The following is a 26,641-nucleotide window of genomic DNA, read 5'->3' as shown; positions in this document are numbered from 1 at the left end:
CTCGTAGATTGAAGACATGACACAGATCGCGACCCGCGCCGCCACCGCCGAAGCCATCCAGGACGCCCCCGGCAGCCTCATCACCCAGCTGACCGACACCGCCGAGCTCACCTGCAACACCGCCACCTTCGAGGAGGGCGCGGCGGGCGCCCCGGTGCACTTCCACACCAAGGCCACCGAGTTCTTCCACGTCACCGCGGGACGCCTCGACGTCCTCGTCGGCGACGAGATCCAGACCCTGGACGCCGGCGACTTCATCGCGGTCCCGCCGGGCGTGAAGCACGCCTTCGCCCCCGCCGCCGGCCACACGGCGAGCGTCTTCGTCGGCTTCACCCCCGGCATGGGCCGCTTCGACTACTACCGGCTCCTCGGCCGGGTCAACGCGGGCGAGGCCACCGTGCAGGACATCAAGGACAGCTCGGCGACCTACGACAACCACTACGCCGAGAGCCCCGCCTGGAGCGGGCGCCGCCGCAGCGCGGAGCCGTAGACCACGTCCGCGTCGAGGCGGCGCAGTTCCTCCGCGATCAGTTCGGCGCCGCTGCGGATCTTCAGGGCCACCCTGCGGTCGGGGCTCCCCGGCAGCGTCAGGGTGGCCAGCGCGCCCGCGGGCCGGTCCACCCGGACGTCCCCGCCCGTAGTGCGCAGCACCACCCCGGTGATGACCGGGCCGCCGGTCGCCACCCGGTCCACCGGCACCCCGAGCCGGTCCTCAAGCCAGCGCGCCAGCAGCTCGGCGCTCGCGTTGTCGGGCTCGCTCTCCACCGCCGCACCGGTCACCGGCAGCGGCTTCTGGTCCAGGGCCGCGGCCAGCAGGGCCCGCCAGGGCGTGAGCCGGGTCCAGGCCAGGTCGGTGTCGCCGGGCTGGTAGCCGGTGGCCCGCTCGTCGAGCACGCCCACCGGGTCGAAGGCGGCGGCCGCGTCCGTGATCCGGCGCTGCGCGAGCGCGCCCAGCGGGTCGTGCGCCAGGTCGGCGGGAGCAGCGGCCGGCCACCACGCCACCACCGGTGCGTCCGGCACCAGCAGCGGCAGGACGACCGATCCGGCCTGCTCGGTCAGCGCCCCGTGCAGGCGCAGCAGCACGAGCTCGCCGGTCCCGGCGTCCGACCCGACCCGCAGTTCGGCGTCCACGCGGCTCGCGCGGAGCTTGTGCGGGCCGCGCGAGACCCGCTTGATGACCACGATGATGCGGCAGGGGTGCTCGCGCGAGGCCTCGGAGGCGGCGCGTACGGCGTCGTAGGCGTTCTCCTCGTCGGTGACGACGACGAGCGTCAGCACCAGCCCCATGGTGGGGCTGCCTATCGCCCGGCGTGCTGCGAGCAGGGCCCGGTTGACCTTGCTGGACGTGGTGTCGGTGAGTTCGGTCCGCATGCCCCGAGTCTGTCACCGCGTCATCTGCGCCTGCGCGCCGTACCGAAGACGGAGCGCGAGATCTCCCGGCCCAGCTGCGTGCCGATCGACCGGGCCAGCGAACGGAACAGCCCGCTGCCCACCACCTGCTGGGCCAGCGAGGGGTCCGCCTTCGGGGCGCCGCGCCCGGTCGCCCGCGCGGCCTCCTTCTCCGCCGCCTTGGCCTGCTTCTCGGCCTCGGCCGCCGCCGCGGCGGCCTCCGCCTGCGCCTCGGCGGCGGCCTGCTCGGCGCTGATCTTCTCGTACGCCGACTCGCGGTCGACCGGCTCCGCGTAGCGCGACCAGAGCAGCGAGGCCTTCACGGCCTGCTCCAGGTCCGCCGCCGCGATCGGTCCCATCAGCGACTGCGGGGCGCGCAGCCGGGTCGCCGCGACCGGCGTGGGGGCGCCGTTCTCGCTGAGCACGGTGACCACCGCCTCGCCGGTCCCGAGCCCGGTGAGCAGCTCCTCCAGGTCGTAGGCGGAGTGCGGGAAGGTCTTCACGGTCGCCTTCAGCGCCTTGGCGTCGTCGGGGGTGAAGGCGCGCAGGGCGTGCTGCACGCGGTTGCCGAGCTGGGCGAGCACGTCGGCCGGCACGTCCTTGGGGGTCTGCGTCACGAAGAAGACGCCGACGCCCTTGGAGCGGATCAGCCGGACGGTCTGGGTGACCGACTGAAGGAAGGCCTTCGAGGCCCCGCTGAAGAGCAGGTGGGCCTCGTCGAAGAAGAAGACGAGCTTGGGCTTCTCCAGGTCGCCGACCTCCGGCAGGTCGTTGTACAGGTCGGCCAGCAGCCACATCAGGAAGGTGGAGAAGAGCTGCGGCTTGTCCTGGACCGCCGGGAGTTCCAGTACGGAGACCACCCCGCGGCCGTCGGCGGCCGTGCGCAGCAGCTCGCTCGTGTCGAACTCGGGCTCGCCGAAGAACTCCGTGGCACCTTGCGTCTCGAAGGCGGTCAGCGCCCGCAGGATCACCCCGGCGGTCACCGTGGACAGTCCGCCGATGCCCTTGAGCTCGGCCTTCCCCTGGTCGGAGACGAGGAAGGCGACGACCGCGCGCAGGTCCTTGAGGTCGATCAGCTCCAGGCCCTTGGTGTCGGCGTAGTGGAAGATCAGGCCGAGGGACTGCTCCTGGGTCTGGTTGAGCTGGAGCACCTTCGACATCAGCACCGGGCCGAAGGCGGTGACGGTCGAGCGGACCGGGATGCCGGGGCCGATCCCGCCCAACGAGTAGAACTCGCCCGGGTATCCGGTGGGCTCCCAGCTCTGGGCCACGTCCCGGGCCCGCTCGTCGATCCGCTCGCCGGGCGTGCCGGGCGCGGTGATCCCCGAGACGTCGCCCTTGATGTCCGCGAGGAAGACGGGGACCCCGTTCGCCGACAGCTGCTCGGCGATGAGCTGGAGCGTCTTGGTCTTGCCGGTGCCGGTGGCGCCGGCGACCAGCCCGTGCCGGTTGAGCATCGCCAGCGGGATGCGGATCTGACGGTCGGGCAGGCACGCGCCGTCCCACAGGAGGGCCCCCAGATCGAGCGCGGGTCCGGTGAAGGCGTACCCGGCGGCGATCTGCCCGGCCGGGTCCGTCCGGTCCGCAGCGGCGTCGGCGTCGGTGCTCTCGCTCATGGATCACTCCCCAAATAGCACTGTCTGCCACTTTTGCACCGCCCTTGCGAGGCTGCGCCCGCAGGCGCGGGCCCGGTAGGCTTTCCGTGTGATCTTCAAGCGCATCGGAAGCGGGCGGCCGTACCCCGACCACGGCAGGGAAACCACCCGGCAGTGGGCGGACGTCGCGCCGCGCCCGGTCCGGCTCGACCAGCTCGTGACGACCAAGGGCCAGCTGGACCTCGAAACGCTGCTCGCCGAGGACTCGACCTTCTACGGCGACCTCTTCGCCCACGTCGTGAAGTGGCAGGGCGACCTCTATCTGGAGGACGGGCTGCACCGCGCCGTCCGCGCGGCCCTGCAGCAGCGTCAGGTGCTGCACGCCCGCGTCCTCGAGATGGACTGACGCTTCGCGTAGATTGCGCCTTTCGGGTCACCATTGACCTATCAGCAGATCATTTAGTAGGCATCGCCACCGGGTCGCATTACGCTGCGCCCATGAGCATGCTCACTCCCCCCGGCATGGGCGGAAAGTACCGCGTCACGGGGACCGCCTACCCCCGCATGAGCCGTAAGCGGAGCCGACGTCGGATCGTCCTCGCCGTGCTCGGCTCGGTCCTCGCGCTTGCCCTGGTCGGCTACGGGGCACTGCAGCTCATCGACGTGTTCCGGGGCGATGGCCCCAAGCGGAACACGGCTGCCGGTGCCAAGGACTGCCCGACGAAGTCACCCGAGGCCGCTGCCAAGGGCGGTGCCCCCGCGGCCGCCTCCACGGCGTCCGCACCCGCCAAACCGGCGGTCGTGCTCCCCCAGCCCGGCACGATCACGGTCAACGTCTACAACGCGACCCCGCGTGCGGGCCTGGCCAAGGCCGTCGGCGACGAACTCGCCAAACGCGGCTTCCTCATCGGCACCGTCGGCAACGCCCCGGCCGACTTCGACAAGAAGGTCCCCGGGACCGGGATACTGCTGGGCTCACCGACGACCGACAAGGCCGTCTTCGCCGTCCTCGGCACCCAGCTCCCCGGCACCACCCAGCAGACCGACACCCGTGAGACCGCGGACGTCGACCTGATCCTGGGCGACGCGTTCAAGGAGCTCAGCACGAAGGAGGACGCGGACAAGGCGCTGGCCCTCCTGGCCAACCCCGCGCCCGCGCCCGCCAAGAACTGCTGAGCGGACGGCCCGGCGTCAGACGCCGGGCCGCCGGGAACTACTCCGCCGAGCCGTACATCCGGTCGCCGGCGTCGCCCAGGCCCGGCACGATGTAGCCGTGCTCGTTGAGCCGCTCGTCCACCGCGGCCGTCACGACCGTCACCGGCGTGCCCGCCAGGTCGCGCTCCATGACCTCGACGCCCTCGGGCGCGGCGAGCAGCACCACGGCCGTGACGTCGTCGGCGCCGCGCTTGATCAGTTCCTGGATCGCCGCGACGAGCGTGCCGCCGGTGGCGAGCATCGGGTCCACGACGTAGACCTGGCGGCCGGAGAGGTCCTCCGGCATGCGGGTCGCGTACGTGGAGGCCTCCAGGGTCTCCTCGTTGCGGACCATGCCCATGAAGCCCACCTCGGCGGTCGGCAGCAGCCGCACCATGCCGTCCAGCATGCCCAGGCCCGCCCGCAGGATCGGGACGATCAGCGGCCGGGGGGCCGAGAGCTTCACGCCCGTGGTCGGGGCGACCGGCGTCTCGATGTCGGCCTGCTCGGTGCGCACGTCACGGGTGGCCTCGTACGCGAGCAGGGTCACCAGCTCGTCCGCGAGCCGCCGGAAGGTGGCGGAATCGGTGCGCTTGTCGCGCAGGGTGGTGAGTTTGTGCGCCACCAAGGGGTGATCGACGACCTGCAAACGCACAACATCCTCCAAAACTCAGCCTGCGACCAGCAAAAACGGCCGCACGACGCGACCTGCACCCAAAAGGCTACGCGCTGACGCCGCCCCTTCGCGTCCCCGGCGGCGGCCACGCCCGCGACGGCCTGCGGATGCGACCCGCCCGGACGCCCAGCACGCTGGACTGGTGAGCAACGCACCGGTGATCGCAGCCGTCGACGGGTCCGAGCACAGCCTCAAGGCCCTCCGGTGGGCGCGGGGAGCCGCCCTGCGGCACGGTACCGGGCTCCTCGTCGCCCATGTACTGCCCGATCACGCCCAGTTGTACGCCGGCCGGCGGGCTTCGCTGCACGACGCCTCCGAGCCGGCGGAGTACCCCGACCCCGTGCACGACTGGGTCCGGAGCATGATCGGCGGGGGCACCGCGCTGCCGGACGGGGTCCGGTACGAGTCGCTGGAGGGCTCCGTCCCCGAGGCGCTGCGGGTGATCGGGGCGGGAGCCCTGATGCTCGTGATGGGCTCGCGGGGCCGCGGCGGCTTCGCCAGCCTGCTGCTCGGGTCGAGCAGCAGGGCGGTGGCCTCGACCGCGGCGTGCCCCGTGGTGGTGGTCCCGCACGCCGAGCGCCACGCCGGGGCGGCCGCCCCGGAGGAGTCCGCCGGACGCGTCGTGCTCGGGCTGCACGCCGCCGAGACGCCCGACGACGTACTGTCCTTCGCCTTCGAGGAGGCGGCCGTGCGGGGGACCACCGTCCAGGTGGTCTCCGCGTACGCCGTCCCGCCCGCGCCGGCCCTGGTGATCGACCGGCCCTTCGAGGTGATCCCGCCGGAGGGCCTCGCCGACGAGGGGGACGGCGTACCGGCCGAGCGGGAGATGCTCCGCTCCCAGACGCAGCGGCTGGCGCCCCTGCGCACGCGCTACCCGGACGTCCCCGTCGAGCAGGCCGCGGTCCCCGGCGACCCGGCGGGCCGGCTGGTCGACGCCTCCCGGTCGGCGGCGCTGGTCGTGGTCGGCCGCCACCACCCAAGGCGCACCGCCATGTCGCTGCAGATCGGCTCGGTGGCCCATGCCGTACTGCACCACGCGCACGGCCCGGTGGCGATCGTCCCGACCCTCAAGGACGACGTCTGACCTGCACGGGGGTGGCATCAAACGCCCTGTCCGGGGGAAGGTGGGTGCAGGGGGAAACGACCGACCAGCCCAGGGTGGTGGCCGATGCCCGACACGCAGCCGAGCGACGACACTCCGGAGACCGCGGCGCAGCGCCGAGCACGCCGCGCGCAGTTCCTGCGTGACCTGATGGAGGCCCGCGCACTGCGCGATCGCGTACAGCCCCGCCGCGCCCGTGCCGCCCGTATGCGCCAGCAGATGCGGATGCGCACTTTCCGTTGGTGATCCGCGCGCATCCCGGGAGTGTCGCCGGCGCGACACGAGCGGCCGGTCGGGCAACCGGCACGGCCCCGCCACCCCGGAACGCCCCGGCGCCACAACCCCGCACCGGCCCCGTCGGGACACGGCGCGGCACGACGCAAGCGCGGAAGACCTCTCGCAAAGCCGCTGTTTCTGCCACGATGCCGATTGGGCGGGGCAGGGCGGCGAGCAGCACGGCCGTTCCGCTCCAACCTCCGGCCGGGGGGACCTCCAACCGGCACGCCTAAGACCAGTGGGAGAGTCACGGTGTATTTCGCCGCACTGCTCGCGCGCACCGAAGACGGGTGGGAAGCGAGCGACATGGAACTCGACGACGTCGAGTCCCTCAGTGATCTGATCGATCTCGCCCGTTCCGCCGCTGTCGACGACGACACGGTGGTCGCCCTCATCGAGCAGGAGGACGCCTGGTTCGGCGTCGTCCGCGTGGACGGCGAGGAGGACCCGCGGTACTTCGTGTCGAACGCCGCAGCGGCCGCCCGCAGCTCCTACGGCTCGATGCTGACCAAAGAGCTGCTGGGCAGCGACGAGGAGGACGACGAACTCGACGAGCTGGACCTGGACGGCACCGAGGACGGCGAGGAGGAATCCATCTCCGCGTTCACGGACGAGGACGACGACGAGGACGGGGAGCGCGGGGCCGGCTCGGAGCCGGTACCGGCCGGTCCGCTCGGCGATCCCCGGCTGCTGGACGACCTCGGCGTGTCCAACAAGCAACTGATGACCCTGGACGGGGACGCGCTCTCGGAGATCGCCGAGTCCCTCGGCGCCACCGAGGTCCTGGAGGCCGTCCGCTAGTGCTCACCACGAACACCACCGATCCCGTCGATCCCGTACGGGACCCGTGGCGGGCCTCCATGCGCCTGGCGCTCCAGGAGGCCGCCCGGGCGGTGCCGGCCGGCGACGTGCCGGTCGGCGCCGTCGTGCTGGGCCCGGACGGGGAAGTCCTCGCCACCGGGTACAACGAGCGCGAGGCGAGCGGCGACCCCACGGCGCACGCCGAGGTCCTGGCGTTGCGCAGGGCCGCCGCCGAGCTCGGGGAATGGCGGCTCCCGGGGTGCACCCTCGTGGTCACCCTGGAGCCGTGCGTGATGTGCGCGGGCGCGCTCGTGCAGTCGCGGATCGCCCGGGTCGTCTACGGCGCGGACGACGAGAAGGCCGGCGCCGCCGGCTCGCTGTGGGACCTCGTACGGGACCGCAGGCTCAACCACCGGCCGGAGGTGGTGCGCGGTGTGCTCGGCGACGAGTGCGCACGGCAGCTGACGGACTTCTTCCGCGACCTGTGAGCCCCGCCGGGACGCCCCCGGGCCCACCGATTTCAGCGGATGGGGTTCCTTAGGCTAGGATCCATCTCGGTAGTGTGTCCGAGTGGCCGAAGGAGCTCGCCTCGAAAGCGAGTATGGGGCAACCCATCGGGGGTTCAAATCCCTCCACTACCGCTTCGATCGAGAGCCCCGCCCCGCAAGGGTCGGGGCTCTCGGCGTATTCCGGGGGCGTTTCCCGAGGTGTTGCGGGGCGTTCCGGAGGTGTCCCCGATCGTCTCTCCGGAGGACAGCGGCGTGACCGCCCGCCCCCTCGGCCGTTGTCACGGCATGACCAAGACCCAGCGCATCCTCGCCGCCTTCGCCCTCGCGGGGGCCGCCGCGGGCCTCGCCGCACCCGCCGCCTCCGCGGACACGGCCCCGATCTCCCCGCTGACCCTCCCGGACGTGCCGATCCCGTCGCCCGGTACGCCCGCGGGGGTCCAGCCCGCCTCCGTCCAGGAGGTCGTCGGGAAGGTCGGCGACGGCGCGAACGGGCTCAACGCGCTGACGGACCTGCCCAACCAGCTGGCGCCCGTGATCGCCCCCGTACAGCCCCTCACGGACCTGGCCGGCGCCATCCAGTAGCGGCGGCTGCGCGGGCGGACACGGAGAAGGCCCCGACCGGGGGTCGGGACCTTCGACGCGTGGGACGGGGGGAGCGGCATCGGGGGGACAAGCCGCTCCCCCCGACGAGGACGGGCCCGCCGGCCCGGGCCGCAGTCAGGGGGAAGCTCGCGGCCCGGACCCCGCAGTGAGGCCCTGTCCCTCACCCACCGGTTTCCTGCCAGAACCGGTGGGCTCACATCAATCGTGCGCCCGCAACGACCGCCGGCCGCCCGGCAAAGGGCCCGGAGCACCGGGTCATTGGTCCTTAAAGGACAGGTGAGTGCCCAATCCTGACCGGTTAGACTCACCCGACTTGCAAGGACCGGTTGGGGAGGCCGCCCGCACGTGGACACCAAGAAGCTCATCACGGGTGCCCTCACCGTATTCGCCCTCTTCGTGATCATCACCCAGCCGAAGCGAGCCGCCGAGATCGTGGAAATAGGCTTCCAGGGCATATCGGATGCCGCATCCGGCATCGGCGAGTTCATAACCGAACTGGTGCGCTGACCCGTACGCCGAAGCGGTTCCCGGACTTCCGGCCCCCCACTCGACGGGTGGGGGGCTTTTGCGTACCCACACCCGGGCATAATGCCCGGATATGCCCAACTTGCCATCAACACGGCTATATACGGTGCTTGCACACAGTGCACATCTCTTGTGATGCTATGACCGCTTTTGACGGATGAGTTGACTGAAGGGGTGGCGTGACCGTGCCGGCCAGTACTGCGCCTCAAGTGCCACCCCAGCAGGACCCCCAGGTGCCGCCCCAGCAGGAACCCCGGGAGGGACCCCGGGAGGGACCCCTCCCGGGGCAGCCGCCGGAGGAGCCCCCGGCAGCCCCGAGACCCGCGAGCCGGGGTGCGGACACCCGGGCCCTCACCCAGGTCCTGTTCGGCCAGCTGAAGGGCCTACAGCCGGGTACCAGCGAGCACGCCCGGGTGCGCGGGGCCCTGATCGAGGCGAACCTCCCGCTGGTCAGGTACGCGGCCGCCCGCTTCCGCAGCCGCAACGAGCCGATGGAGGACGTGGTCCAGGTCGGGACGATCGGGCTGATCAACGCCATCGACCGGTTCGACCCGGAGCGCGGCGTGCAGTTCCCGACCTTCGCGATGCCGACGGTCGTGGGCGAGATCAAGCGGTACTTCCGCGACAACGTCCGCACCGTCCACGTACCGCGCCGCCTCCACGAGCTGTGGGTGCAGGTCAACGCCGCCACCGAGGACCTCACCACCCTCCACGGCCGCACCCCGACCACCGCCGAGATCGCCGAGCGGCTGCGCATCACCGAGGACGAGGTGCTGTCCTGCATCGAAGCCGGGCGCAGCTACCACGCGACCTCGCTGGAGGCCGCCCAGGAGGGCGACGGCATGCCCGGGCTGCTCGACCGGCTCGGCTACGAGGACCCGGAGCTGGCCGGGGTCGAGCACCGCGACCTCGTCCGCCACCTGCTCGTACAACTGCCCGAGCGCGAACAACGGATCCTGCTCCTGCGGTACTACAACAATCTGACGCAGTCACAGATCAGTGCGGAGCTCGGCGTCTCCCAGATGCACGTCTCGCGCCTGCTCGCCCGGAGCTTCGCCCGTCTGAGATCCGCAAACAGGATCGAGGCGTAACCGGAACGGGTGTAGATCAATCACGCGTTTCCCGACAGAACGGGCTGATCACGTTCTGCCCCCTTCTGTCGTCGGAGCTATATGTCGACATGGCGCTACAGCGTGTTGCCGACATGTGACATTCTGCGTGAACCGCGTTTGCCGCGGCCCCGCCTCCGGTATTCAGGTGGAAGCTGCGTTCCTCTGACGGGCGCGCCGTACGCGACCGTCCGCGACCTCAAGGGGGTGGCATGTCCGTAGACCAGGGCAGCTCCAAGGTGCTCACGCTCGTAAAGCCCGTGACGCCGCCGGCAGTGTCCGAACGCTCGGAAGCCATCGACACCCGCACCCTCTCCCGCTCGCTCTTCCAGCGACTTGCCACCCTGGACGCGGACAGCCCCGAACGGGCGTACGTGCGCGACACCCTGATCGAGCTGAACCTGCCCCTCGTGCGGTACGCCGCCGCCCGCTTCCGCAGCCGCAACGAGCCGATGGAGGACATCGTCCAGGTCGGCACCATCGGGCTGATCAAGGCGATCGACCGGTTCGACTGCGAACGCGGGGTGGAGTTCCCGACGTTCGCCATGCCGACCGTCGTGGGCGAGATCAAACGATTCTTTAGGGACACCTCCTGGTCCGTGCGCGTCCCGCGCCGGCTCCAGGAGCTGCGCCTGGCGCTGACCAAGGCCAGCGACGAGCTCGCCCAGAAGCTGGACCGCTCGCCGACCGTGCCGGAACTCGCCGCCGTGCTCGGCGTCTCCGAGGAGGACGTCGTCGACGGCCTCGCCGTCGGAAACGCCTACACGGCCTCCTCGCTCGACTCGCCCTCCCCGGAGGACGAGGGCGGCGAGGGCTCGCTCGCGGACCGCCTCGGCTACGAGGACACCGCACTGGAGGGCGTCGAGTACCGCGAGTCCCTGAAGCCGCTGCTCGCCAAACTCCCGCCCCGGGAGCGGCAGATCATCATGCTGCGCTTCTTCGCGAACATGACGCAGTCGCAGATCGGCGAGGAGGTCGGCATCTCCCAGATGCACGTCTCCCGACTGCTGACGCGCACGCTCGCACAGCTGCGCGTGGGCCTCATCGGCGACTGACCCAAGGGCCTGCGGGCCGGGTCGCCGGATCGCTCCGCGGGGCGATCCGGCGCCGACCGCTTCCCGACGCTGCCCAGAGCTTCCCAATTGACGGGCCGTCAGGAACACTGGCGCGATGCGAAAGGGATCGCGCGCGGCCACCGCGCTGCTCGCCCTGTGCTGCACCGCCGCCGCCGGCCTCACCGGCTGCGGCGGCCCGGCGCGCGAGGGCTTCTCCGCCGTGGGCGCCGCAGCCCCGGGCCCCGAGCGGGGCGCGGGGGAGAACGTCGCCCCGCAGGGCGGAGTGGAGTTCCAACAGCTCGGCGACCCGTCCGCGACGGGCGGATCCGCCGGATCGTCCAGTACGTCGACCGCTCCCGCGGGATCGGGAACCGCGGGCGGCCCCACACCGGGCGGAGCCACGAGCACCGCCCCCGGCGGCTCCGCAGGCGCCCCCGGCACCACCGCCGGCCCGGGCCGCGTGCCCACGCCACCCGGCATTCCCGGCACTCCCGGCACGCCGACGAACCCCGCGAACCCCACTGGCCCCACAGGTCCGCCGAGCCCCACCGGACCTCCGGGCAAGCCCGGCACGACGCCCCCGGCACCGCCCCCGGCCACCCCGGCGCAGCTGACGCTGTCCGCGCCGGCCCGGTCCGCCGCGGCCGACCGCTGGTGCGAGCGGGTCACGGTGACCTTCACCAACACCGGCACCACCGCGGCCCGTTCGGGCACGGTCAGCTTCGCGACGCACGTCATCGGCGCCCTCGGCGTCGACTGGGCCACGGTCACCACGACCCAGCCGCTGCCCGCGCCCGTCGCGGGCGGAGCCTCGAAGACGCAGACCTACACGGTGTGCCTGGAGGCCTGGCGGGTGCCGCTGGGCATGCACGTGGACACCCGGAAGGTCACCGCGACCTGGAACTGACCGGCCCCGGCGACGTCAGCGACCTCAGCGACCTCAGCGACCTCAGCGACCTCAGCGACCGCCAAGGCTTGCACGGCCTGCACGGCGGGGCCGGCCTGCACAGCCTCGCGGCCTCAGTGCAGGACGACCCAGGCGGCCGCGCCGATCATGAGCACGAGCGCGAGGACCAGCCCCACCTTCACGGCCGGGCCGGACGACTTGGACGCCTCCTGCTCGGCACGGCGCTGCTGGCGCGACCCCGGGCCCGCCTGCCGGGCCGGTGCGGCCTCCTCGACGAAGGCCCGGAACATCTGGGTGCTGCCCGCCGGGTCGTAGTTGCCCTCGGGGACCTGTGAGTTGTGGTTCTCAGCCATGGAGCAGGACCCTAGCCGGTTTTCCGATTCCTTTACCGCCCCACCCCCGGATTCATTTGCCTGTAGCAACCACCGGCTTCTATGGTTGCCTGAAGCAACAAGATGGGGGTCGCCCGGTGCCTACACAGACGACGCGGACCACTCCGCACGAGGAGCTGGCACGCCGGCTGACCGGAATCGGTGCGGTCAAGCGCGAGCTCTCCCGCAACCTGCCCCCGGACTGCCCGCCCGGCGCCGCCGCCGTACTCACCGTGCTCGACCGGCACGGAGAGATGCGGCTGAGCCGGCTCGCCGACCTCATGGCCGTAGACATCTCGGTCACCAGCCGGCACGTCAGCCACATCACCGCCCGCGGCTGGATCGAGCGCGAGCCGGACCCGGGCGACGGACGCTGCCGCATCCTGCGGCTCACCCCGGCCGGAAGGGCGCTGCTCGCCGAGATCGGCGCCCGGTACTCGGCCGCCCTGGAGAGAGCCCTCCACGACTGGTCCGCCCAGGACATCGACGTACTCAACACCCTGCTGGCCCGACTCCGATCGAGCTTCTAGAGGAAGGAAAGACATGGCCCAGTCGGAGACGACGACCGACGCCGTGTCCACATCCGTGGACATGACCCATCCCCAGATCATGAAGGCGCTGTCCGGGCTCATGCTCGGCATGTTCGTGGCGATCCTGTCCTCCACGATCGTGTCCAACGCCCTGCCCCAGATCATCAGCGACCTCGGCGGCACCCAGTCCTCGTACACCTGGGTGGTCACCGCCGCCCTGCTGTCCATGACGGCGGCCACCCCGCTGTGGGGCAAGCTGTCCGACCTCTTCAGCAAGAAGCTGCTGGTCCAGATATCCCTGGTGATCTACGTACTCGGCTCCGTGGTCGCGGGCATGTCCCAGAACACCGGCATGCTCATCGCGTGCCGCGTGGTCCAGGGCATCGGCGTCGGCGGCCTCTCGGCCCTCGCCCAGATCGTGATGGCCGCGATGATCTCCCCCCGCGAACGCGGCCGGTACAGCGGCTACCTCGGCGCGGTCTTCGCCGTCGCCACCGTCGGCGGCCCGCTCCTGGGCGGCGTCATCACCGACACCGCGTGGCTGGGCTGGCGCTGGTGCTTCTACGTCGGCGTGCCCTTCGCGATCATCGCGCTGATCGTCCTCCAGAAGACGCTGCGGCTGCCGGTCGTGCGGCGCGACGTCAAGGTCGACTGGCTGGGCGCCTTCCTGATCAGCGCCGCCGTCTCGCTGCTGCTGATCTGGGTCACCCAGGCCGGCGACTCCTACGAGTGGATCTCCTGGCAGACCTGGGCGATGACGGGCGGCTCGGTGGTCCTCGGACTGCTCTTCGTCCTCGTCGAGTCCCGTGCGAGCGACCCGATCATCCCGCTGCGGTTCTTCCGCAACAAGACCATCACCCTCGCCTCGGCCGCGTCGCTGTTCGTGGGCATCGCGATGTTCTCGGGGACCGTGTTTTTCAGCCAGTTCTTCCAGTTGGCCCGCGGCGAGTCCCCCACGATGTCCGGAATCCTCACGATTCCGATGATCGCCGGGCTCTTCGTCTCCTCCACCGTTTCCGGTCAGGTGATCACCAAGACCGGTAAGTGGAAGGCCTGGCTCGTCTCCGGCGGTGTGCTCCTGACGGCCGGCCTGGGTCTGCTCGGCACCCTCCGCTACGACACCCCGTACTGGCACATCGCGATCTACATGGCGGTGACCGGCCTCGGTCTCGGCATGATGATGCAGAACCTGGTCCTCGCCACCCAGAACCAGGTGGCCCCCGAGGACCTGGGCGCGGCCAGCTCGGTCGTCACCTTCTTCCGCTCCCTGGGCGGCGCCATGGGCGTCTCCGCGCTCGGCGCGGTCATGGCCAACCGGGTCACGCACTACGTCCAGGACGGGCTCACCGCCCTCGGCCCGAAGGCCGCGGCCCTGGGCCAGAGCGGCACCGCCGGCGGCGGGATCCCCGACCTCGACAAGCTGCCCGCGCCCATCCGCGAGGTCATCGAGTCCGCGTACGGGCACGGCGTCGGCGACGTCTTCCTCTACGCCGCTCCGTTCGCGCTCCTCGGGCTGGTCCTGGTGGTGTTCATCAAGGAGGTCGCCCTGAAGTCGAAGCCCGCGGTGCACAGCCCGGCGGCGGCTTCGGACGGCGCCTCGCCCTCCGGGACCGTCAGGATCGGCGAGGTCGCGGACACCGCCGTCAAGGCCTGATCCCCCACACCCCTGCGCCGCCCGGTCATCCGGGCGGCGCTCAGGCCGTTCCCGGCCGTTCTCGGGCCGCGCTGAGGCCGCGCCCTGGCCGCGTCCGGGCCGCGTCCGGGCCGTGCTCAGGTGGTGGCGGCCTTGGCCTCGATGCCCGCGATCAGGACGTCGAGCGCCAGGCAGAAGTCGCCCTCGGGCGTCCGCCGGACCGCGGCCCCGCAGCCGTGCAGGAACTGCCGGACGGCCACGTGGGCGCCGGTCCGGGCGGCTCCCGCCAGGCCCGTGGCGTCCATCAGCCGCTGGAGGGCGGCGTCGAAGGCCCGCGCGTGCGGGCCGATGTTCGGGTAGGCAGCGCTGAGCGGAGCCACCCACGGGTGGTCCGCCAGCACCCGCCGGTAGCCCCGGGCCAGCTCCTTCAGCCCGCCCGGCCAGCCCGCCCCGCCGGCCCCTGGCTGCTCGGCGGGCAGGGCCAGCTCGCCCAGGGCCCGGTCCAGGGCCAGTTCGAGCAGAGCGTGCTTGGTGTCCACGTACCAGTACAGGGACATCGCGGTGACGCCGAGCCCGGCGGCCAACCGCCGCATCGAGAACCGGGCGAGCCCGTCGGCGTCGAGCAGCCGCACGGTGGCGGTGGTGATCCGGTCCCGGTCGAGCCCGGAGGGCGCCTCGGTGCGACGTCTGCCGGACGGGGCGGGCCTGGCCACCAGCCATACGCTGGTCCGGGTCTCGCCCGGATCGGCCGCGGTCACCATGCAGGCACACTCCTCGCGACAGCCGGACCAGCCCGGAATGCCCGGTCCGCCCTCTTGATGCTAGGGGGTGTGCCGTCGATCGGGCCGGATCGGGGAGCGGTGTCCGGTGCCGTGCATCGCAAGGCGGACGAGGGAGGCGACGCGGAGCGTCGTCGACCGAGGACAACGCGGCCTGGTGCGGCACCGGACACCGCGAGCCCGGCCTGATCGACGGCACACCCCCTGAGGGGTGTGCCGGACGTTCCGGGCTGATCGGCGGGAGACCCGCAGGGGTGTCCGCTCGCTCGGGCCGCATGACGCGGGGTCAGGACGTCGGGGCCGTCAGGTCGTAGAAGGTGGCTCCGCCGACCGTGGACTCCTTGAACGTGGCCTTGACCCAGTTCTCGATCTCCGTGCTGGTTCCACCGCCCGGGCCTCCGGGGCCTCCGGGGCCACCGCCGCCACGGCGTCCACCGTCCTCGCCGGCGCCCGCGGTCGTGCCGCCCTGCCCGATGAACCAGTGGATCTTCCCGTCCCGCACGTACTCCTTGAACTGCTCCAGGGTCGGCGAGGGGTCGCTGCCGTTGAAGCCGCCGATCGGCATGACGGGCACGCCGGAGGCCAGCTGGTAACTCGCGGCGTTCTGCGAGCCGATGGCCGCCGCCGCCCAGGTGTAGGCGTCGGAGTCGGCCGTGAGGGCCGCCTTGGCCTCGGCACCGACCCGGGCACCGTTGAGCAGGCCCCCGGCACCGCCGGCTCCGCCCGGGCCGCCGCCCGTCATGCCGCCGGGGAAGCCTCCCGGCCGCTCGGCTCCGCGACCGTCCGCTCCGGGCATACCGCCCTGGCCCCGGCCCGGCGGTACGGCGCCCTGCGGCAGCGCGCCACCGGCCTGCTGCCCGCCGCCCGGCCACGTACCGCCACCGCCCTGGCCACCGCCCGGACCGCCCTGCCGCATTTCGCCGAACCCGCCGGACCCGCCCGGGCCGCCCATCATCCCGCCGGGGCCGCCCCGGCCACCCGCCACCGCCGGTCCGGCGGTCACGATGGAGCCGGTGTGGCCGGTGCTCACGGTGGTCATGCAGTACGCGAACGGCCCGGCCAGGGCCGCAGCCACCCCGAGCCCCGCGGTGGCCTGCAGCATCCGCCGGCCGGCCCGCCCCGCGAACGGCAGTGCGACCGCGGCGAGCAGCCCGCCCACCAGCACCGCCCAGCGCAGCCACGGCAGGTAACCGGTGGCGCGGCCGAGCAGTACGTACGACCAGACCGCCGTCAGTGCGAGCGTGCCGGAGAGGGCGACGGCGGCCGTCGTGCTGCCGCGCTCCTCCCACAGCACGGCGACGCCCATCCCGATCAGCGCGGCCACGAAAGGCGCCAGCGCCACGGTGTAGTACTCGTGGAAGATGCCCTGCATGTAGCTGAAGACCACCGCGGTGATCAGCAGCGAGCCGCCCCAGGCCAGGAAGGCCGCGCGCGCCATGCCGTCCACCGAGTCGGTGACGCGGCGGGCCCGCCAGGTGATCACCAGCCCGGCCACGAGCAGCACCAGAGCCGCCGGCAGCAGCCAGGAGATCTGCCCGCCGATGTTGCCCGAGAAGAGCCGGTCGATCCCGCTCTCCCCCCAGCGCCCGCCACCGCCGCCGGCGCCTCCGGGGCCACCCGCTCCGCCGCCGCCGACGCTGCCGGTCTCATTGCCGTTGATCCGGCCGAGGCCGTTGTAGCCGAGGGTCAGTTCCAGGAAGGAGTTGTTCTGCGAGCCGCCGATGTACGGGCGGGATGAGGCGGGCCACAGCTCGACGACGGCGACCCACCAGCCGCCCGCCACCACCATCGCGCCGCCTGCGAGCAGCAGCTGACCGATCCTTCGGCGCAGCCCGGTGGGTGCGCAGACGGCGTACAGCACGGCGAGCGGCGGCAGGATGACGAAGGCCTGCAGGGTCTTGGTGAGGAAGGCGAAGCCGACCGCGACTCCGGCCCAGACCAGCCAGCTGGTGTGCGCCCCTTCGAGGGCCCGCAGCAGGCAGTACACGGTGACGGTGAGCAGCAGGGTCAGCAGCGCGTCAGGGTTGTTGAAGCGGAACATCAGCGCGGCGACGGGTGTCAGCGCGAAGGCGGCGCCGCTCAGCAGCGCGGCTCCCGGCCCGAACTGGCGGCGTACGGCGGCGTAGAGCACGCCGGTGGTCGCCACACCCATCAGGGCCTGCGGGACGAGGATCTGCCAGGAGCCCAGCCCGAACAGCCGGACCGACAGCATCATCGGCCACAGGGCGGCAGGGGGCTTGTCGACGGTGATGGAGTTGCCCGCGTCGGAGGAGCCGAAGAAGAAGGCCTTCCAGCTCTCGCTGCCGGCCTGCACGGCGGCCGAGTAGAAGGAGTTCGCGTAGCCGGAGGCTCCCAGGTCCCACAGGAGCAGGGCCGCGGTGGCGAGCAGCAGCCCGGCGAGGGCGGGGCGTTCCCAGCGGGGCCGGGCGGTACGGGCGCCGGCCACGGCGGCCGGGAAGATCGGGAGTGCTGCCGTGGTCATCGGCCCTCCTTGGATGTCGATGTGCGGGCATGGGTGCCGCGCCGCTCGGGGAAGACCCAGGCACGCAGGAGCAGGAAGCGCAGCACGGTGGCTGCGAGGTTCGCGGTGATCAGGACGGCCAGCTCGGTGCCGTGCGCGGGATGGGGCGTGGCCGCTGTAAGAGCGGCCAGGGAGCCGCTGGTGAGGGCCAGCCCGATGCCGAAGACCACCAGGCCCTGGGCCTGGTGGCGTACGGCGCGCTCCCGGCCGCGGACGCCGAAGGTGAGCCGGCGGTTGGCCGCCGTGTTGGCCACGGCGGAGAGCAGCAGGGCCGCGCCGTTGGCGACCTGGGGGCCGGCCCCGCCCCGGAAGGCGGAGTACAGCACCAGGTAGAGCAGGGTGGAGAGGATTCCGACCGTGCAGAAACCGATGAGCTGGCGGGCCAGTCCGCCGTCCACCCCCGGCACCGCGGTGCGGTCGCGCGGATCGTCGCCGAAGGGGCGGGCGAGCCGGTCGAGCGGGAGCGCTCCGACGGCCAGCGCCCGGCCAACGCGCCAAACGCCCTTGAGGTCCTCGCCGGCGGTCTTGACGATGTGCACGGTGGAGTCGGGGTCGTCGACCCAGTCCACGGGCACTTCGTGGATCCGCAGCCCGGCCCGCTCGGCGAGCACGAGCAGCTCGGTGTCGAAGAACCAGCCCGTGTCCTCCACCAGCGGCAGCAGTCGCTCGGCGACCTCGCGCCGGATGGCCTTGAAGCCGCACTGCGCGTCGCTGAAGCGGGCGGCGAGGGAGGACCGCAGCAGGAGGTTGTAGGCCCGGGAAACGAACTCCCGCTTGGCTCCCCGCACGACCCGCGAGGAGCGGGCCAGACGGGTGCCGATGGCGAGGTCGGAGTGACCGGAGATCAGGGGGGCGACCAGCGGCAGCAGCGCGTTCAGGTCGGTGGAGAGGTCCACGTCCATGTAGGCCAGGACGGGGGCGTCGGAACCGGACCAGACCGTGCGCAGGGCCCTGCCCCGCCCCTTCTCCTCCAGGCGGGTGCTGCGTACGCCGTCCAGGGCCGCGGCGAGCCCGGCCGCGACCTCGGGGGTGCGGTCGGTGCTCGCGTTGTCGGCGACCGTGATCCGGAAGGGGTAGGGAAAGGTCCGGGTGAGGTGCTCGTGCAGTCGGCGCACGCACGGCCCGAGGTCCTTCTCCTCGTTGAAGACCGGGATCACCACGTCGAGGACGGGCTCGCCGGGCAGGGGCGCGAGGGGCGCCCGTGCCGGAAGGGCCCCGGGAGAGGTGTCGGTTGGCATGCTCCGACACTCGCGGAGCCGCCTGTCACCTCAGTGTGCTGAGCCTGTGGCCCGTCTGTGAGTCCGGAGCCGCCGCTCCGGTCGCCCCGGCGATCGGCAGGACGACCTCGAAGCGGGTCTGTCCCGGCTCGCTCTGCACGCCGACGCTCCCGCCGTGGGCCGTGACCACGGCCTGGACGATGGCCAGCCCTAGGCCCGTGGAACCGGCGGCACGGGAGCGGGAGGCGTCCCCGCGGGCGAAGCGCTCGAAGACGCGGGGGAGCAGCTCGGGCGCGATGCCGGGCCCGTCGTCCTCGATGCGCAGCCGGACGGCGGATGTTTCACGTGAAACATGGGCGGTGACGGTGGTGCCGGGCGGTGTGTGCGTACGGGCGTTGGCGAGCAGGTTCACCAGCACCTGCTGGATGCGGGCCGCGTCGGCGCGTACGGAAGCGGGCTCTTCGGGCAGGTTCAGGCGCCAGTGGTGATCTGGCCCGGCGGCCCGGGCGTCGCTGACGGCGTCGATGACGAGCGGGGCGAGGTCGGTTTCGGTATCGGCGGTGGACAGCGGGCGGCCCGCGTCGAGCCGGGCCAGCAGGAGCAGGTCCTCGACCAGGCCGGTCATCCGGGTGGCCTCGGACTCGATCCGGCCCAGGGCGTGCCGGGTGTCGGGGCCGGGCTCCTCGCGGCCCCGGCGGGTGAGTTCGGCGTAACCGCGGATGGAGGCCAGCGGCGTACGCAGTTCGTGGCTGGCGTCGGCGACGAACTGCCGCACCCGCATCTCGCTCTGCTGACGCGCCGTGAGGGCGGAGGAGACGTGGCCGAGCATCCGGTTGATGGCGGCGCCGACCTGTCCCACCTCGGTGCGGGGGTTGGCCTCGGCGTCCGGGACCCGTTCGTGGAGCGCGGGCTCGCCCTTGTGCAGGGGGAGTTCGGAGACCCGGGTGGCGGTGGCGGCGACCCGGCGCAGCGGGCGCAGCGCAACCCCGACCAGGGCCTGCCCGGCGAGCGAGGCGGCGATCAGCCCGGCCAGGGTGACGCAGGCCTCGACCCCGACCAGGGTGCGGACGGTGGAGTCGACCTCGCTGAGCGGATAGGCGAGGACGACCGCCCGGTCCGGGGAGGCGAGCACCCGGTAGCTGCCCAGGCCCGGCACCTCCGCACCCACCGCTCGCCCGGGCGAGCCCTGCACGGCCTTCTGGGAGGTCTGGGAAGCCTGGGCAGCCTGGGCGAGGGCCGTGCTCTGGGCTTCGGTGAGGGACGGCGGCACCTGGTCGGGAGACCATTCCTCGCCGCGGGTGTTGCGGGCGCTGGCCACGACCGCGCCGTTGTGGTCCAGGCGGATCCCCACGGCGTCCAGCGGGCTGCCGGGGGCCATGACGAAGCCCGCGCCGCCCTCCCGGGCCGCCTTCCCGCCGGGTACCCGGGCGGCCATCCGCATGGACGTGTCCAGCTGCTCGTCGAGCTGGGTGACCAGGTACGAGCGCAGCGCGAGGGTGGTGACGGTTCCGATGGCCGCTCCCACCACGGCGATCAGGGCCACCGCCGAGACGACGAGCCGGGTCCGCAGCGACCAGGGCCGGCGCCCGCCCGGTGGCCGGCTCCTGCGCCGTGCCACTACTCGGCCGGCTTGATCAGGTAGCCGGCGCCGCGCCGGGTGTGGATCATCGAGGGCAGGCCGAGGCCGCTCTCCAACTTGCGGCGCAGGTAGGAGATGTAGAGCTCGACCACGTTGGCCTGGCCGCCGAAGTCGTAGGACCAGACCCGGTCCAGGATCTGCGCCTTGCTCAGCACGCGCCGCGGATTGCGCATCAGGTAGCGCAGCAGCTCGAACTCGGTGGCGGTCAGGTGGACGTCCTGGCCGCCCCGCACCACCTCGTGGCTGTCCTCGTCGAGGCGCAGATCGCCGACGGTCAGCACCGAGCCGCCGCGCGCCGCCTGTGCCGCGCCGGAACGCCGCACCAGGCCGCGCAGCCGGGCCACGACCTCCTCCAGGCTGAAGGGCTTGGTGACGTAGTCGTCGCCGCCCGCGGTGAGGCCGGCGATCCGGTCCTCCACGGAGTCCTTGGCGGTCAGGAACAAGACGGGGACCTGGGGGATCTCCCGGCGCAGCTGCCCGAGGACGGTGAGACCGTCCATGTCGGGAAGCATGACGTCGAGGACGACCACGTCCGGGCGGAAGCCGCGCGCTGCCCGCAGCGCCCCGGCGCCGTCGCCGGCGCTGCGGACCTCGCAGCCTTCGTAGCGCAGGGCCATGGACAGCAGCTCGGAGAGCGAGGCCTCGTCGTCGACGACGAGCACCCGGCAGGGCCCGCCGTCGGGCCGAACCAGGGCCGTGTGGTTGCCGGTGGACGTGGACGCTTGGGAGGTGGTCGTCGCAGTCATACGGACACGCTCCCCGGCGCCTCTGAGAGCGTTCTTGCCCCAACCTGTGAATTTCCTGAGAAAGGGTCGGCCCGTCGGGAGCCCGCTCGGGCGGGCGAGCCCGGGCTGGGCGGGTCTGGGCGCGCGCGGGTCAGCCGTCGAGACGGAACAGCCGGGCGCCGTTGTCGTGGCAGACCGCCCGCAGCCAGTCGTCGCCCAGGCCCAGTCGTTCGAGGGCGGCGAGCTGGTGCTCGTACGGGTAGGGGATGTTCGGGAAGTCGGTCCCGAACAGGATCCGGTCGCCGAGGTCCGCGAGCCGTCCGAGATCCGCCGGCGGGAAGCCGCTGAACCGCTCGGAGAAGTCGGTGAAGGCCATGGTCGTGTCGAGGCGCACCGCCGGGTGGCGGTCGGCAAGGTCGAGGAAGTCTGCGTACTCGGGCATGCCCATGTGGGCGACGACCAGCGGCAGCCGCGGATGGCGGGCCAACAGCCGGGCGACCGGGTCGGGGCCCGTGTACTTGCCGGGGACGGGACCGGAGCCGCAGTGGATCACGGTGGGGATGCCGGCCTCGGCCAGCAGGCCCCAGACGGGGTCGAGCAGATCGTCGTTCGGGTCGTAGCCGCCGACCTGGAGGTGTGCCTTGAAGATCCGCGCACCCGACTCCACGGCCTGGCGGACGTACGCGTCCACGCCCTCCTCCGGGAAGAAGGTCGCGGTGTGCAGGCAGTCCGGGGTGCGGGCCGCGAACTCGGCGGACCAGGCGTTGAGCCAGGCGGCCATCTCCGGTTTGTGCGGGTAGAGCATGGAGGTGAAGGCCCGTACCCCGAACTCCCGCAGGAGCGCGACGCGCTGCTCCTCCTCGTGCCGGTAGGTGATGGGCCACTCGACGCCGGTCAGCGGGCCGATCGCGTCGAAGTAGTCCCACACCTTGTCCAGGACCCGCTCGGGCATGAAGTGCGTGTGGACGTCTACCAGTCCGGGCAGCCCGAGCCGCTCCCGGAAGGCACGGACCGCATCAGCCGTTGCGGACAAAGCCGTGGCTCCGCTCGACGGTCGCGACATGCAGGGTGTAGCTCTCGTACCAGTCGGCGCGGCCCTTCTTCATGGCCGCCTGGTGCTCCATGTTCTCGCGCCACACCGTGAGGGACTCGTGGTCCCGGAAGTAGGCGACGGTGATGCCCAGGCCTTCGGGATTGCGCGCGGACTCGTAGCCGAGGTAGCCGGGGATCGCCTGGACGATCTCCTCCATCCGGTCGTTGAGCTCGTCGAGTCCGGTGTCGTCCGCGGTGCGGACGCTGCTGAAAACGGCCATGACATAGGGCGGTTCGAAGGCCGCCACCGGCTGAGTGGTCATGCCCACCACCCTCGGCGGAACGACCCCGGCATGTCCACCCGAAGCGGCCCCGGAAGGCCAAAGGGATCCAAGACTTGACCATGGCACCGGCCTCGTGGATCCCCGTCCCAGGATGTCAGAACAGCCCGTCCTGCTCCATGGGAAGGGCGGCCGCGGACGGGATCTGCGCCACCGGCACCGAGGTCACCGCCCCCTCGTCCGGGGCGGCGAGCTCCCAGCCCGCCAGCAGGCGGGTATCGACCACGAGCCCGTCCTCGAAGTGCAGGTCGGGCCCGGCGGCGCCGACCAGCCGCCCCACGACGGCCCGGTCGGCCGCCATCTCCGCGACCACCCGGTCCGGAGCCGGGAGCCCCTCCCAGCCGTCCATCCCGAACACCGCCGCGTGATCGGCTACTTCGCACCCCAGCCGCTCCAGGGACTCCGGCCAGCCTGCCAGCGCCGCCGCCCGGCCGTGCAGCTCGGTGACCTCCCGCGCCCGCTCCGGCGCACCGGGCAGATGTGCCCGCACGGCGCGCTTGCGCGCGTACGCGATCCGGTCGGGCACCCCGAGCGCCGACCGCAACAGCTCCTCGGTACGCCGGGTGGCCATCAGCGGCCCGCGTCCCAGCCAGGTCCACGACATCGCCCCCTGCTCCAGCAGCCGGGCCGAGCCGCGCTCCTCGGCAGTGATCCCGACCTTGACCATGCCGGGCCCGAACCAGGCCAGATAGACCCGGTAGGTCCGAGGATCGGCGGCGTTGGTGTCGGCGGCAACGGAGAACGACCGGTCGAGGCGCGCGCATTCGGGACACTGCGCACTGCCTCCGCGGCCGGGAACGATGGCGGACGCCGGACAGGGGGTCCGCTTCCCGGCCCTCCACACGCCCAGGCAGTGCCGCTCCCCGCGCGCGACGAAGGCCAGCCGCTGCCCGTACGCCGGCGTGCTCACGCGCTCGCCGCGCCCCTGGCCGTACCAGCCGATGACCGGGGCGGAGCCCTTCCACCGGATTCCGGTGCACCACCAGGTCACAGGGGGAGCGGTCGCTCGAAGAAGGTGTCCAGCACGACGGTCGCGTGCGTACCGCTGACGCCGTTGATGGCGTAGAGGCGGCGCAGGACGTCCTGCAGCTGCTCGGTCGACGCCGTGCGCACCTTCACCAGCACCGACGCGCTGCCCGCGATGATGTGCGCCTCCTGGATCTCCGGGATCGCGGCGAAGTCGTCCGCGGACTCGCCCATCCACGCGTTGGAGTCGACCATCACGTAGGCGAGAACCCCGCTGCCGACCGCCGCCGGGTCGACGTCGATGGTGGTCCGCCGGATCACCCCGCGCTCGCGCAGTTTGCGTACGCGCTCGTGGGTGGCCCCGGCCGAAAGCCCGACGGCCGTGCCGAGAGCCGCGTAGGACTGCCCGGCGTCCTGCTGCAGGCGCAGGACGAGCGCCCGGTCGATGTCGTCCACGCAATCTCCCTCTCTTGGGCCTGACAACCCTTGCGAAGACCGTACCTGATCCTGCAATCTCACCATCGGACCGAACAGAATTCGGCAATCTACTCTCAGGGGGAATCATGTCTGCCATTGCCGACCTCACTTGTACGAGATCCTGGACGAGCGCTTCAAGACCGGCCGCTGCGCCAACGGCGACGCCCGACTGGACCGGCTCTACGACGACTGCCGCTGGGCGGAAGGCCCTCTGTACCTGCCGGCCTGGCGGCAACTGGTGTGGAGCGACATCCCCAACGACCGGATGCTGCGCTGGGACGAGGCGACCGGCGCGGTCTCCGTCTTCCGCTCGCCCGCAGGGCACTCCAACGGCAACACCCTCGACCGCGAAGGCCGCCTGATCTCCTGCGAACAGGGCAACCGGCGCGTGACCCGGACCGAACCCGACGGCAGCATCACCGTCATCGCCGACCGCTTCGACGGCAAGCGGCTCAACAGCCCGAACGACGCGGTGGTCCGCTCGGACGGGTCCGTGTGGTTCTCCGACCCGGACTTCGGCATCACCAACGACTACGAGGGCCACCGCGCACCCGGCGAGATCGGAGCCTGCAACCTCTACCGGGCCGATCCCTCGACCGGCGAAGTGCGCATGGTCGCCGACGGCTTCCTCGGCCCCAACGGGCTCGTCTTCTCCCCCGACGAGAGCGAGCTGTACGCGGCGGACACCAGGGCGGGCCACATCCGCGCCTTCAAGGTCACCGACGACGGCGCCCTCGCCGACGACCGGGTCTTCACGACCTGCCCCGGCATCGACAACATCCGCTTCGACGACGAGGGCCGGTTGTGGGCGGCCGCGATGGAGGACGGCGTCCACTGCTACGCCGCGGACGGCACCCTGATCGGCCGCCTGCGCGTCCCCGAGCCCGTCTCGAACATCGCCTTCGGCGGCCCCAAGAACAACCGCCTCTTCATCACCGCCACCACCTCCCTCTACTCGCTGGTGATGTCGGTGACCGGCCTCCCCCGGGTCCTCTGACACCGGCAGGCCGGACGTCGGGCTACCGGGCGACGAACTGCGTCAGGATCGCCTGCACCTCGTAGATGTCGACGCCCTTGGTGAAGGTCTTCTCGATCGGCGCCGAGCTGCCGGATATCCAGATCTTCAGCTCGGCGTCCAGATCGAAGTGGCCGGCGGTCTCCACCGAGAAGTGCGTGATGCTCCGGTACGGGACGGAGTGGTACTCCACCTTCTTGCCCGTGAGCCCCTGCTTGTCGACGAGCACCAGCCGCCGGTCCGTGAACAGGATCGTGTCCCGAATCAGCAGGAAGGCGGCGTGCACCTGCTCCCCCTGCCCCAGCAGCCGCGCGTAGTCCCGCTGCGCCGACACCGGGTCGACGGTGTGCGCATTCCCGAACAGTCCCATGGTTGCCCCCGTTTTCCAGCTTCGGACGATCTTCAAGAACCGTACCGACGCCGCCGGGTAGCCGACGTCCCCCGCCAGAGCCATCCCGCCCCTGACATCTCCCGGGGAATCCCCTCCCCACCAAGGAGGACATCCCGCCCGGCACATACGACAGAGGCCCCGGACTTTCGTCCGGGGCCTCTTGCCTGCTGTGCACTCGGCAGGATTCGAACCTGCAACCTTCTGATCCGTAGTCAGATGCTCTATCCGTTAAGCTACGAGTGCTTGGGCTTCCCGGGGTTTTTCGCCCCGTTGACCTTGCGAGAACAACAATACATGGACCTCGCCGGGACGCGAAATCCATTAGCCAAACCCACACTGACCTGCGGAAACGCCCCGGATGAAGATCGTCCACATGAGTCAGCGCACGGGGGCGGCACGGCTCGGAACGCACCGGCACGCCCCAGTCGGCGTGCGGTCCCCGGAACGCATCGAAGCCCCGGTCCTGACGGACCGGGGCTTCGATGAACTGCGGAGGCGGAGGGATTTGAACCCTCGATGGGTGGTAAGACCCAAACCGCATTAGCAGTGCGGCGCCATAGACCGGACTAGGCGACGCCTCCAGCACACCCCCGCGTACGAAGGTGCGTGCAGATGATGACACAGGCGCAGGGCCCCTCACCAATCCGCTCCCACGGTACTAGGCGGGACGGGCCGAGGGCAAAGCCTTAAAGGACCCGCCGCACGCAACATCGGCGCGTCCGCGTCGTTGGTCAGGCGTATGACGTACGGACGACCTGGAGTGCCCCATGCTGCGTCTCGCCGCCTTCGCCGTCACCTCGGCCCTGGCCACCGCGGCCGCCGGGCCGCTGCCCCCACTGCCCCTGGGACAGCTGCTCGCCGCACCCGACCGGCTGACCATGACCATGGCCGACACCGGCAACCGTCAGCTGGACCGCGAGTACAAGCTCGAATGCGGCCCCGTCGGCGGCGACCACCCGGAGGCCGAGGGCGCCTGCGCGCGGCTGGACCAGTTCGCCGCAGAGGGGCGAAACCCCTTCGTCCCCGTCCCCCCGGACCAGATCTGCACCAAGCAGTACGGCGGACCCGCCACCGCCCGTGTCACCGGAACGTGGAACGGACACAAGGTGAACGCCACCTTCCGCCGGACGGACGGATGCGAAATCAAGCGCTGGGACGAGTTGGAACCTCTGCTTCCGAGTGGGCGTTCCTGACCTGGGAGGATGACCGGAATGGGCGTTGTCGGCCGCACATCGGCCACCCCGCCGCGAGCCTGTGGCCTTA

Annotated in this window: 30 protein-coding genes and 3 tRNA genes; 17 read left to right on the top strand and 16 right to left on the bottom strand. The window is 71.8% G+C overall.

The features are described 5' to 3' along the window. Positions 1-16: 16 nt before the first annotated feature. On the top strand, positions 17-490 hold the full coding sequence (locus OHA91_RS19890) for a cupin domain-containing protein (RefSeq protein WP_328739683.1): 474 nt from the start codon (positions 17-19) through the stop codon (positions 488-490). Here the strand turns inward: OHA91_RS19890 and opcA are convergent. Continuing rightward, positions 439-1,371 (bottom strand): glucose-6-phosphate dehydrogenase assembly protein OpcA, encoded by a 933-nt coding sequence (gene opcA, locus OHA91_RS19885; RefSeq protein ID WP_328739682.1) that lies wholly within the window; start codon positions 1,369-1,371, stop codon positions 439-441. The two genes, OHA91_RS19890 and opcA, sit on opposite strands and share 52 nt — an antisense overlap. A 20-nt stretch (positions 1,372-1,391) precedes the next feature. Then, positions 1,392-3,005, bottom strand: coding sequence for a helicase HerA-like domain-containing protein (locus OHA91_RS19880; RefSeq protein ID WP_031156311.1), 1,614 nt, complete (start codon positions 3,003-3,005; stop codon positions 1,392-1,394). An 88-nt stretch (positions 3,006-3,093) separates the two neighbouring features. On the opposite strand from OHA91_RS19880, the gene OHA91_RS19875 reads away from it, so the two are divergent. Then, the gene (locus tag OHA91_RS19875; RefSeq protein ID WP_008740979.1) at positions 3,094-3,390 is read left to right on the top strand and encodes a type II toxin-antitoxin system VapB family antitoxin; all 297 of its coding nucleotides are present in this window, start codon (positions 3,094-3,096) and stop codon (positions 3,388-3,390) included. 92 nt (positions 3,391-3,482) lie between these two features. Beyond that, complete coding sequence (locus OHA91_RS19870) at positions 3,483-4,160, top strand: LytR C-terminal domain-containing protein (protein WP_037633610.1); 678 nt, start codon at positions 3,483-3,485, stop codon at positions 4,158-4,160. A gap of 37 nt (positions 4,161-4,197) precedes the next feature. Here OHA91_RS19870 and upp read toward each other — a convergent pair whose 3' ends face one another. Then, a complete protein-coding gene (gene upp, locus OHA91_RS19865; protein WP_030647077.1) occupies positions 4,198-4,833 on the bottom strand; it encodes a uracil phosphoribosyltransferase in 636 nt (211 codons plus the stop codon). A 163-nt stretch (positions 4,834-4,996) separates the two neighbouring features. On the opposite strand from upp, the gene OHA91_RS19860 reads away from it, so the two are divergent. From OHA91_RS19860 to OHA91_RS19815, 10 genes are all read left to right on the top strand, one after another. After that, the gene (locus OHA91_RS19860) at positions 4,997-5,938 is read left to right on the top strand and encodes a universal stress protein (RefSeq protein WP_037633607.1); all 942 of its coding nucleotides are present in this window, start codon (positions 4,997-4,999) and stop codon (positions 5,936-5,938) included. A gap of 84 nt (positions 5,939-6,022) precedes the next feature. After that, positions 6,023-6,202 (top strand): hypothetical protein, encoded by a 180-nt coding sequence (locus tag OHA91_RS19855; protein WP_030647083.1) that lies wholly within the window; start codon positions 6,023-6,025, stop codon positions 6,200-6,202. A gap of 282 nt (positions 6,203-6,484) precedes the next feature. Then, positions 6,485-7,033, top strand: coding sequence for a tRNA adenosine deaminase-associated protein (locus OHA91_RS19850; protein WP_031156305.1), 549 nt, complete (start codon positions 6,485-6,487; stop codon positions 7,031-7,033). 59 nt (positions 7,034-7,092) lie between these two features. Continuing rightward, positions 7,093-7,521: a tRNA adenosine(34) deaminase TadA gene (gene tadA, locus OHA91_RS19845; RefSeq protein ID WP_266499942.1), complete on the top strand. Its 429-nt coding sequence runs from the start codon at positions 7,093-7,095 to the stop codon at positions 7,519-7,521. Positions 7,522-7,589: 68 nt separating this feature from the next. Continuing rightward, a tRNA-Ser gene (locus OHA91_RS19840) sits at positions 7,590-7,674 on the top strand. Positions 7,675-7,794: 120 nt separating this feature from the next. Beyond that, positions 7,795-8,124, top strand: coding sequence for a hypothetical protein (locus OHA91_RS19835; RefSeq protein WP_136230385.1), 330 nt, complete (start codon positions 7,795-7,797; stop codon positions 8,122-8,124). A gap of 366 nt (positions 8,125-8,490) precedes the next feature. Beyond that, positions 8,491-8,652 (top strand): hypothetical protein, encoded by a 162-nt coding sequence (locus tag OHA91_RS19830; RefSeq protein ID WP_167344740.1) that lies wholly within the window; start codon positions 8,491-8,493, stop codon positions 8,650-8,652. A gap of 227 nt (positions 8,653-8,879) precedes the next feature. Next, entirely contained in the window at positions 8,880-9,761 is an 882-nt protein-coding gene (locus tag OHA91_RS19825; protein ID WP_245240243.1) for an RNA polymerase sigma factor SigF, read from the top strand. A gap of 230 nt (positions 9,762-9,991) precedes the next feature. Beyond that, positions 9,992-10,834 carry an RNA polymerase sigma factor SigF gene (locus OHA91_RS19820; RefSeq protein ID WP_030027569.1) on the top strand — a complete coding sequence of 281 codons (843 nt, stop codon included), beginning with the start codon at positions 9,992-9,994 and terminating at the stop codon, positions 10,832-10,834. A gap of 115 nt (positions 10,835-10,949) precedes the next feature. Continuing rightward, positions 10,950-11,741: a hypothetical protein gene (locus OHA91_RS19815; protein ID WP_031156297.1), complete on the top strand. Its 792-nt coding sequence runs from the start codon at positions 10,950-10,952 to the stop codon at positions 11,739-11,741. 113 nt (positions 11,742-11,854) lie between these two features. On the opposite strand, the gene OHA91_RS19810 is transcribed toward OHA91_RS19815, so the two are convergent. After that, the gene (locus tag OHA91_RS19810) at positions 11,855-12,094 is read right to left on the bottom strand and encodes a hypothetical protein (RefSeq protein WP_328739681.1); all 240 of its coding nucleotides are present in this window, start codon (positions 12,092-12,094) and stop codon (positions 11,855-11,857) included. A 116-nt stretch (positions 12,095-12,210) separates the two neighbouring features. On the opposite strand from OHA91_RS19810, the gene OHA91_RS19805 reads away from it, so the two are divergent. Together OHA91_RS19805 and OHA91_RS19800 are read left to right on the top strand one after the other, a co-directional pair. Beyond that, entirely contained in the window at positions 12,211-12,642 is a 432-nt protein-coding gene (locus OHA91_RS19805; protein WP_031156292.1) for a MarR family winged helix-turn-helix transcriptional regulator, read from the top strand. 13 nt (positions 12,643-12,655) lie between these two features. After that, positions 12,656-14,296: an MDR family MFS transporter gene (locus OHA91_RS19800; RefSeq protein ID WP_308289017.1), complete on the top strand. Its 1,641-nt coding sequence runs from the start codon at positions 12,656-12,658 to the stop codon at positions 14,294-14,296. A 116-nt stretch (positions 14,297-14,412) separates the two neighbouring features. Here the strand turns inward: OHA91_RS19800 and OHA91_RS19795 are convergent, their stop codons facing one another. The 9 genes from OHA91_RS19795 to OHA91_RS19755 form a co-directional block, all read right to left on the bottom strand. After that, positions 14,413-15,036, bottom strand: a complete 624-nt coding sequence (locus OHA91_RS19795) for a TetR/AcrR family transcriptional regulator (protein WP_328739680.1) — start codon at positions 15,034-15,036, stop codon at positions 14,413-14,415. A 304-nt stretch (positions 15,037-15,340) separates the two neighbouring features. Beyond that, the gene (locus OHA91_RS19790; RefSeq protein ID WP_328739679.1) at positions 15,341-17,536 is read right to left on the bottom strand and encodes an ArnT family glycosyltransferase; all 2,196 of its coding nucleotides are present in this window, start codon (positions 17,534-17,536) and stop codon (positions 15,341-15,343) included. Then, positions 17,533-18,813 (bottom strand): bifunctional glycosyltransferase family 2/GtrA family protein, encoded by a 1,281-nt coding sequence (locus OHA91_RS19785; protein ID WP_266499634.1) that lies wholly within the window; start codon positions 18,811-18,813, stop codon positions 17,533-17,535. The genes OHA91_RS19790 and OHA91_RS19785 overlap by 4 nt, the downstream gene beginning before the upstream one ends. Positions 18,814-18,838: 25 nt before the next feature. Continuing rightward, entirely contained in the window at positions 18,839-20,410 is a 1,572-nt protein-coding gene (locus OHA91_RS19780) for a sensor histidine kinase (RefSeq protein ID WP_328739678.1), read from the bottom strand. Beyond that, complete coding sequence (locus OHA91_RS19775; protein ID WP_031156280.1) at positions 20,410-21,177, bottom strand: response regulator transcription factor; 768 nt, start codon at positions 21,175-21,177, stop codon at positions 20,410-20,412. The genes OHA91_RS19780 and OHA91_RS19775 overlap by 1 nt, the downstream gene beginning before the upstream one ends. Before the next feature lie 130 nt (positions 21,178-21,307). Next, positions 21,308-22,219 carry an amidohydrolase family protein gene (locus tag OHA91_RS19770; protein WP_408059175.1) on the bottom strand — a complete coding sequence of 304 codons (912 nt, stop codon included), beginning with the start codon at positions 22,217-22,219 and terminating at the stop codon, positions 21,308-21,310. Next, a complete protein-coding gene (locus OHA91_RS19765; RefSeq protein ID WP_031156277.1) occupies positions 22,173-22,511 on the bottom strand; it encodes an antibiotic biosynthesis monooxygenase family protein in 339 nt (112 codons plus the stop codon). The genes OHA91_RS19770 and OHA91_RS19765 overlap by 47 nt, the downstream gene beginning before the upstream one ends. A gap of 115 nt (positions 22,512-22,626) precedes the next feature. Continuing rightward, positions 22,627-23,520: a DUF2797 domain-containing protein gene (locus tag OHA91_RS19760; RefSeq protein ID WP_031156275.1), complete on the bottom strand. Its 894-nt coding sequence runs from the start codon at positions 23,518-23,520 to the stop codon at positions 22,627-22,629. Beyond that, a complete protein-coding gene (locus OHA91_RS19755; protein WP_031156273.1) occupies positions 23,517-23,951 on the bottom strand; it encodes an Lrp/AsnC family transcriptional regulator in 435 nt (144 codons plus the stop codon). Before OHA91_RS19755 ends, OHA91_RS19760 begins: the two co-directional genes overlap by 4 nt. Positions 23,952-24,081: 130 nt before the next feature. Between OHA91_RS19755 and OHA91_RS19750 the strand changes: the two genes are divergently transcribed. Next, entirely contained in the window at positions 24,082-24,969 is an 888-nt protein-coding gene (locus OHA91_RS19750) for an SMP-30/gluconolactonase/LRE family protein (RefSeq protein ID WP_328739676.1), read from the top strand. Between the two features lie 22 nt (positions 24,970-24,991). Here the strand turns inward: OHA91_RS19750 and OHA91_RS19745 are convergent, their stop codons facing one another. The 3 genes from OHA91_RS19745 to OHA91_RS19735 all read right to left on the bottom strand — a co-directional run bounded on the left by OHA91_RS19745 (position 24,992) and on the right by OHA91_RS19735 (position 25,959). Further along, positions 24,992-25,357 (bottom strand): PH domain-containing protein, encoded by a 366-nt coding sequence (locus OHA91_RS19745; RefSeq protein ID WP_030707895.1) that lies wholly within the window; start codon positions 25,355-25,357, stop codon positions 24,992-24,994. 191 nt (positions 25,358-25,548) lie between these two features. Continuing rightward, positions 25,549-25,621: transfer RNA gene (locus OHA91_RS19740), tRNA-Arg, on the bottom strand. A gap of 247 nt (positions 25,622-25,868) precedes the next feature. After that, positions 25,869-25,959: transfer RNA gene (locus tag OHA91_RS19735), tRNA-Ser, on the bottom strand. Between the two features lie 186 nt (positions 25,960-26,145). Between OHA91_RS19735 and OHA91_RS19730 the strand changes: the two genes are divergently transcribed. Continuing rightward, positions 26,146-26,571 (top strand): SSI family serine proteinase inhibitor, encoded by a 426-nt coding sequence (locus OHA91_RS19730; protein ID WP_031156231.1) that lies wholly within the window; start codon positions 26,146-26,148, stop codon positions 26,569-26,571. The last annotated feature ends 70 nt before the right edge of the window (positions 26,572-26,641 follow it).

Origin of the sequence: Streptomyces erythrochromogenes, assembly GCF_036170895.1 — a bacterium.
Classification (GTDB): domain Bacteria; phylum Actinomycetota; class Actinomycetes; order Streptomycetales; family Streptomycetaceae; genus Streptomyces; species Streptomyces erythrochromogenes.
Note: the sequence above shows the minus strand (reverse complement) of the source record. Positions and strands in the feature narration are given on the sequence as shown.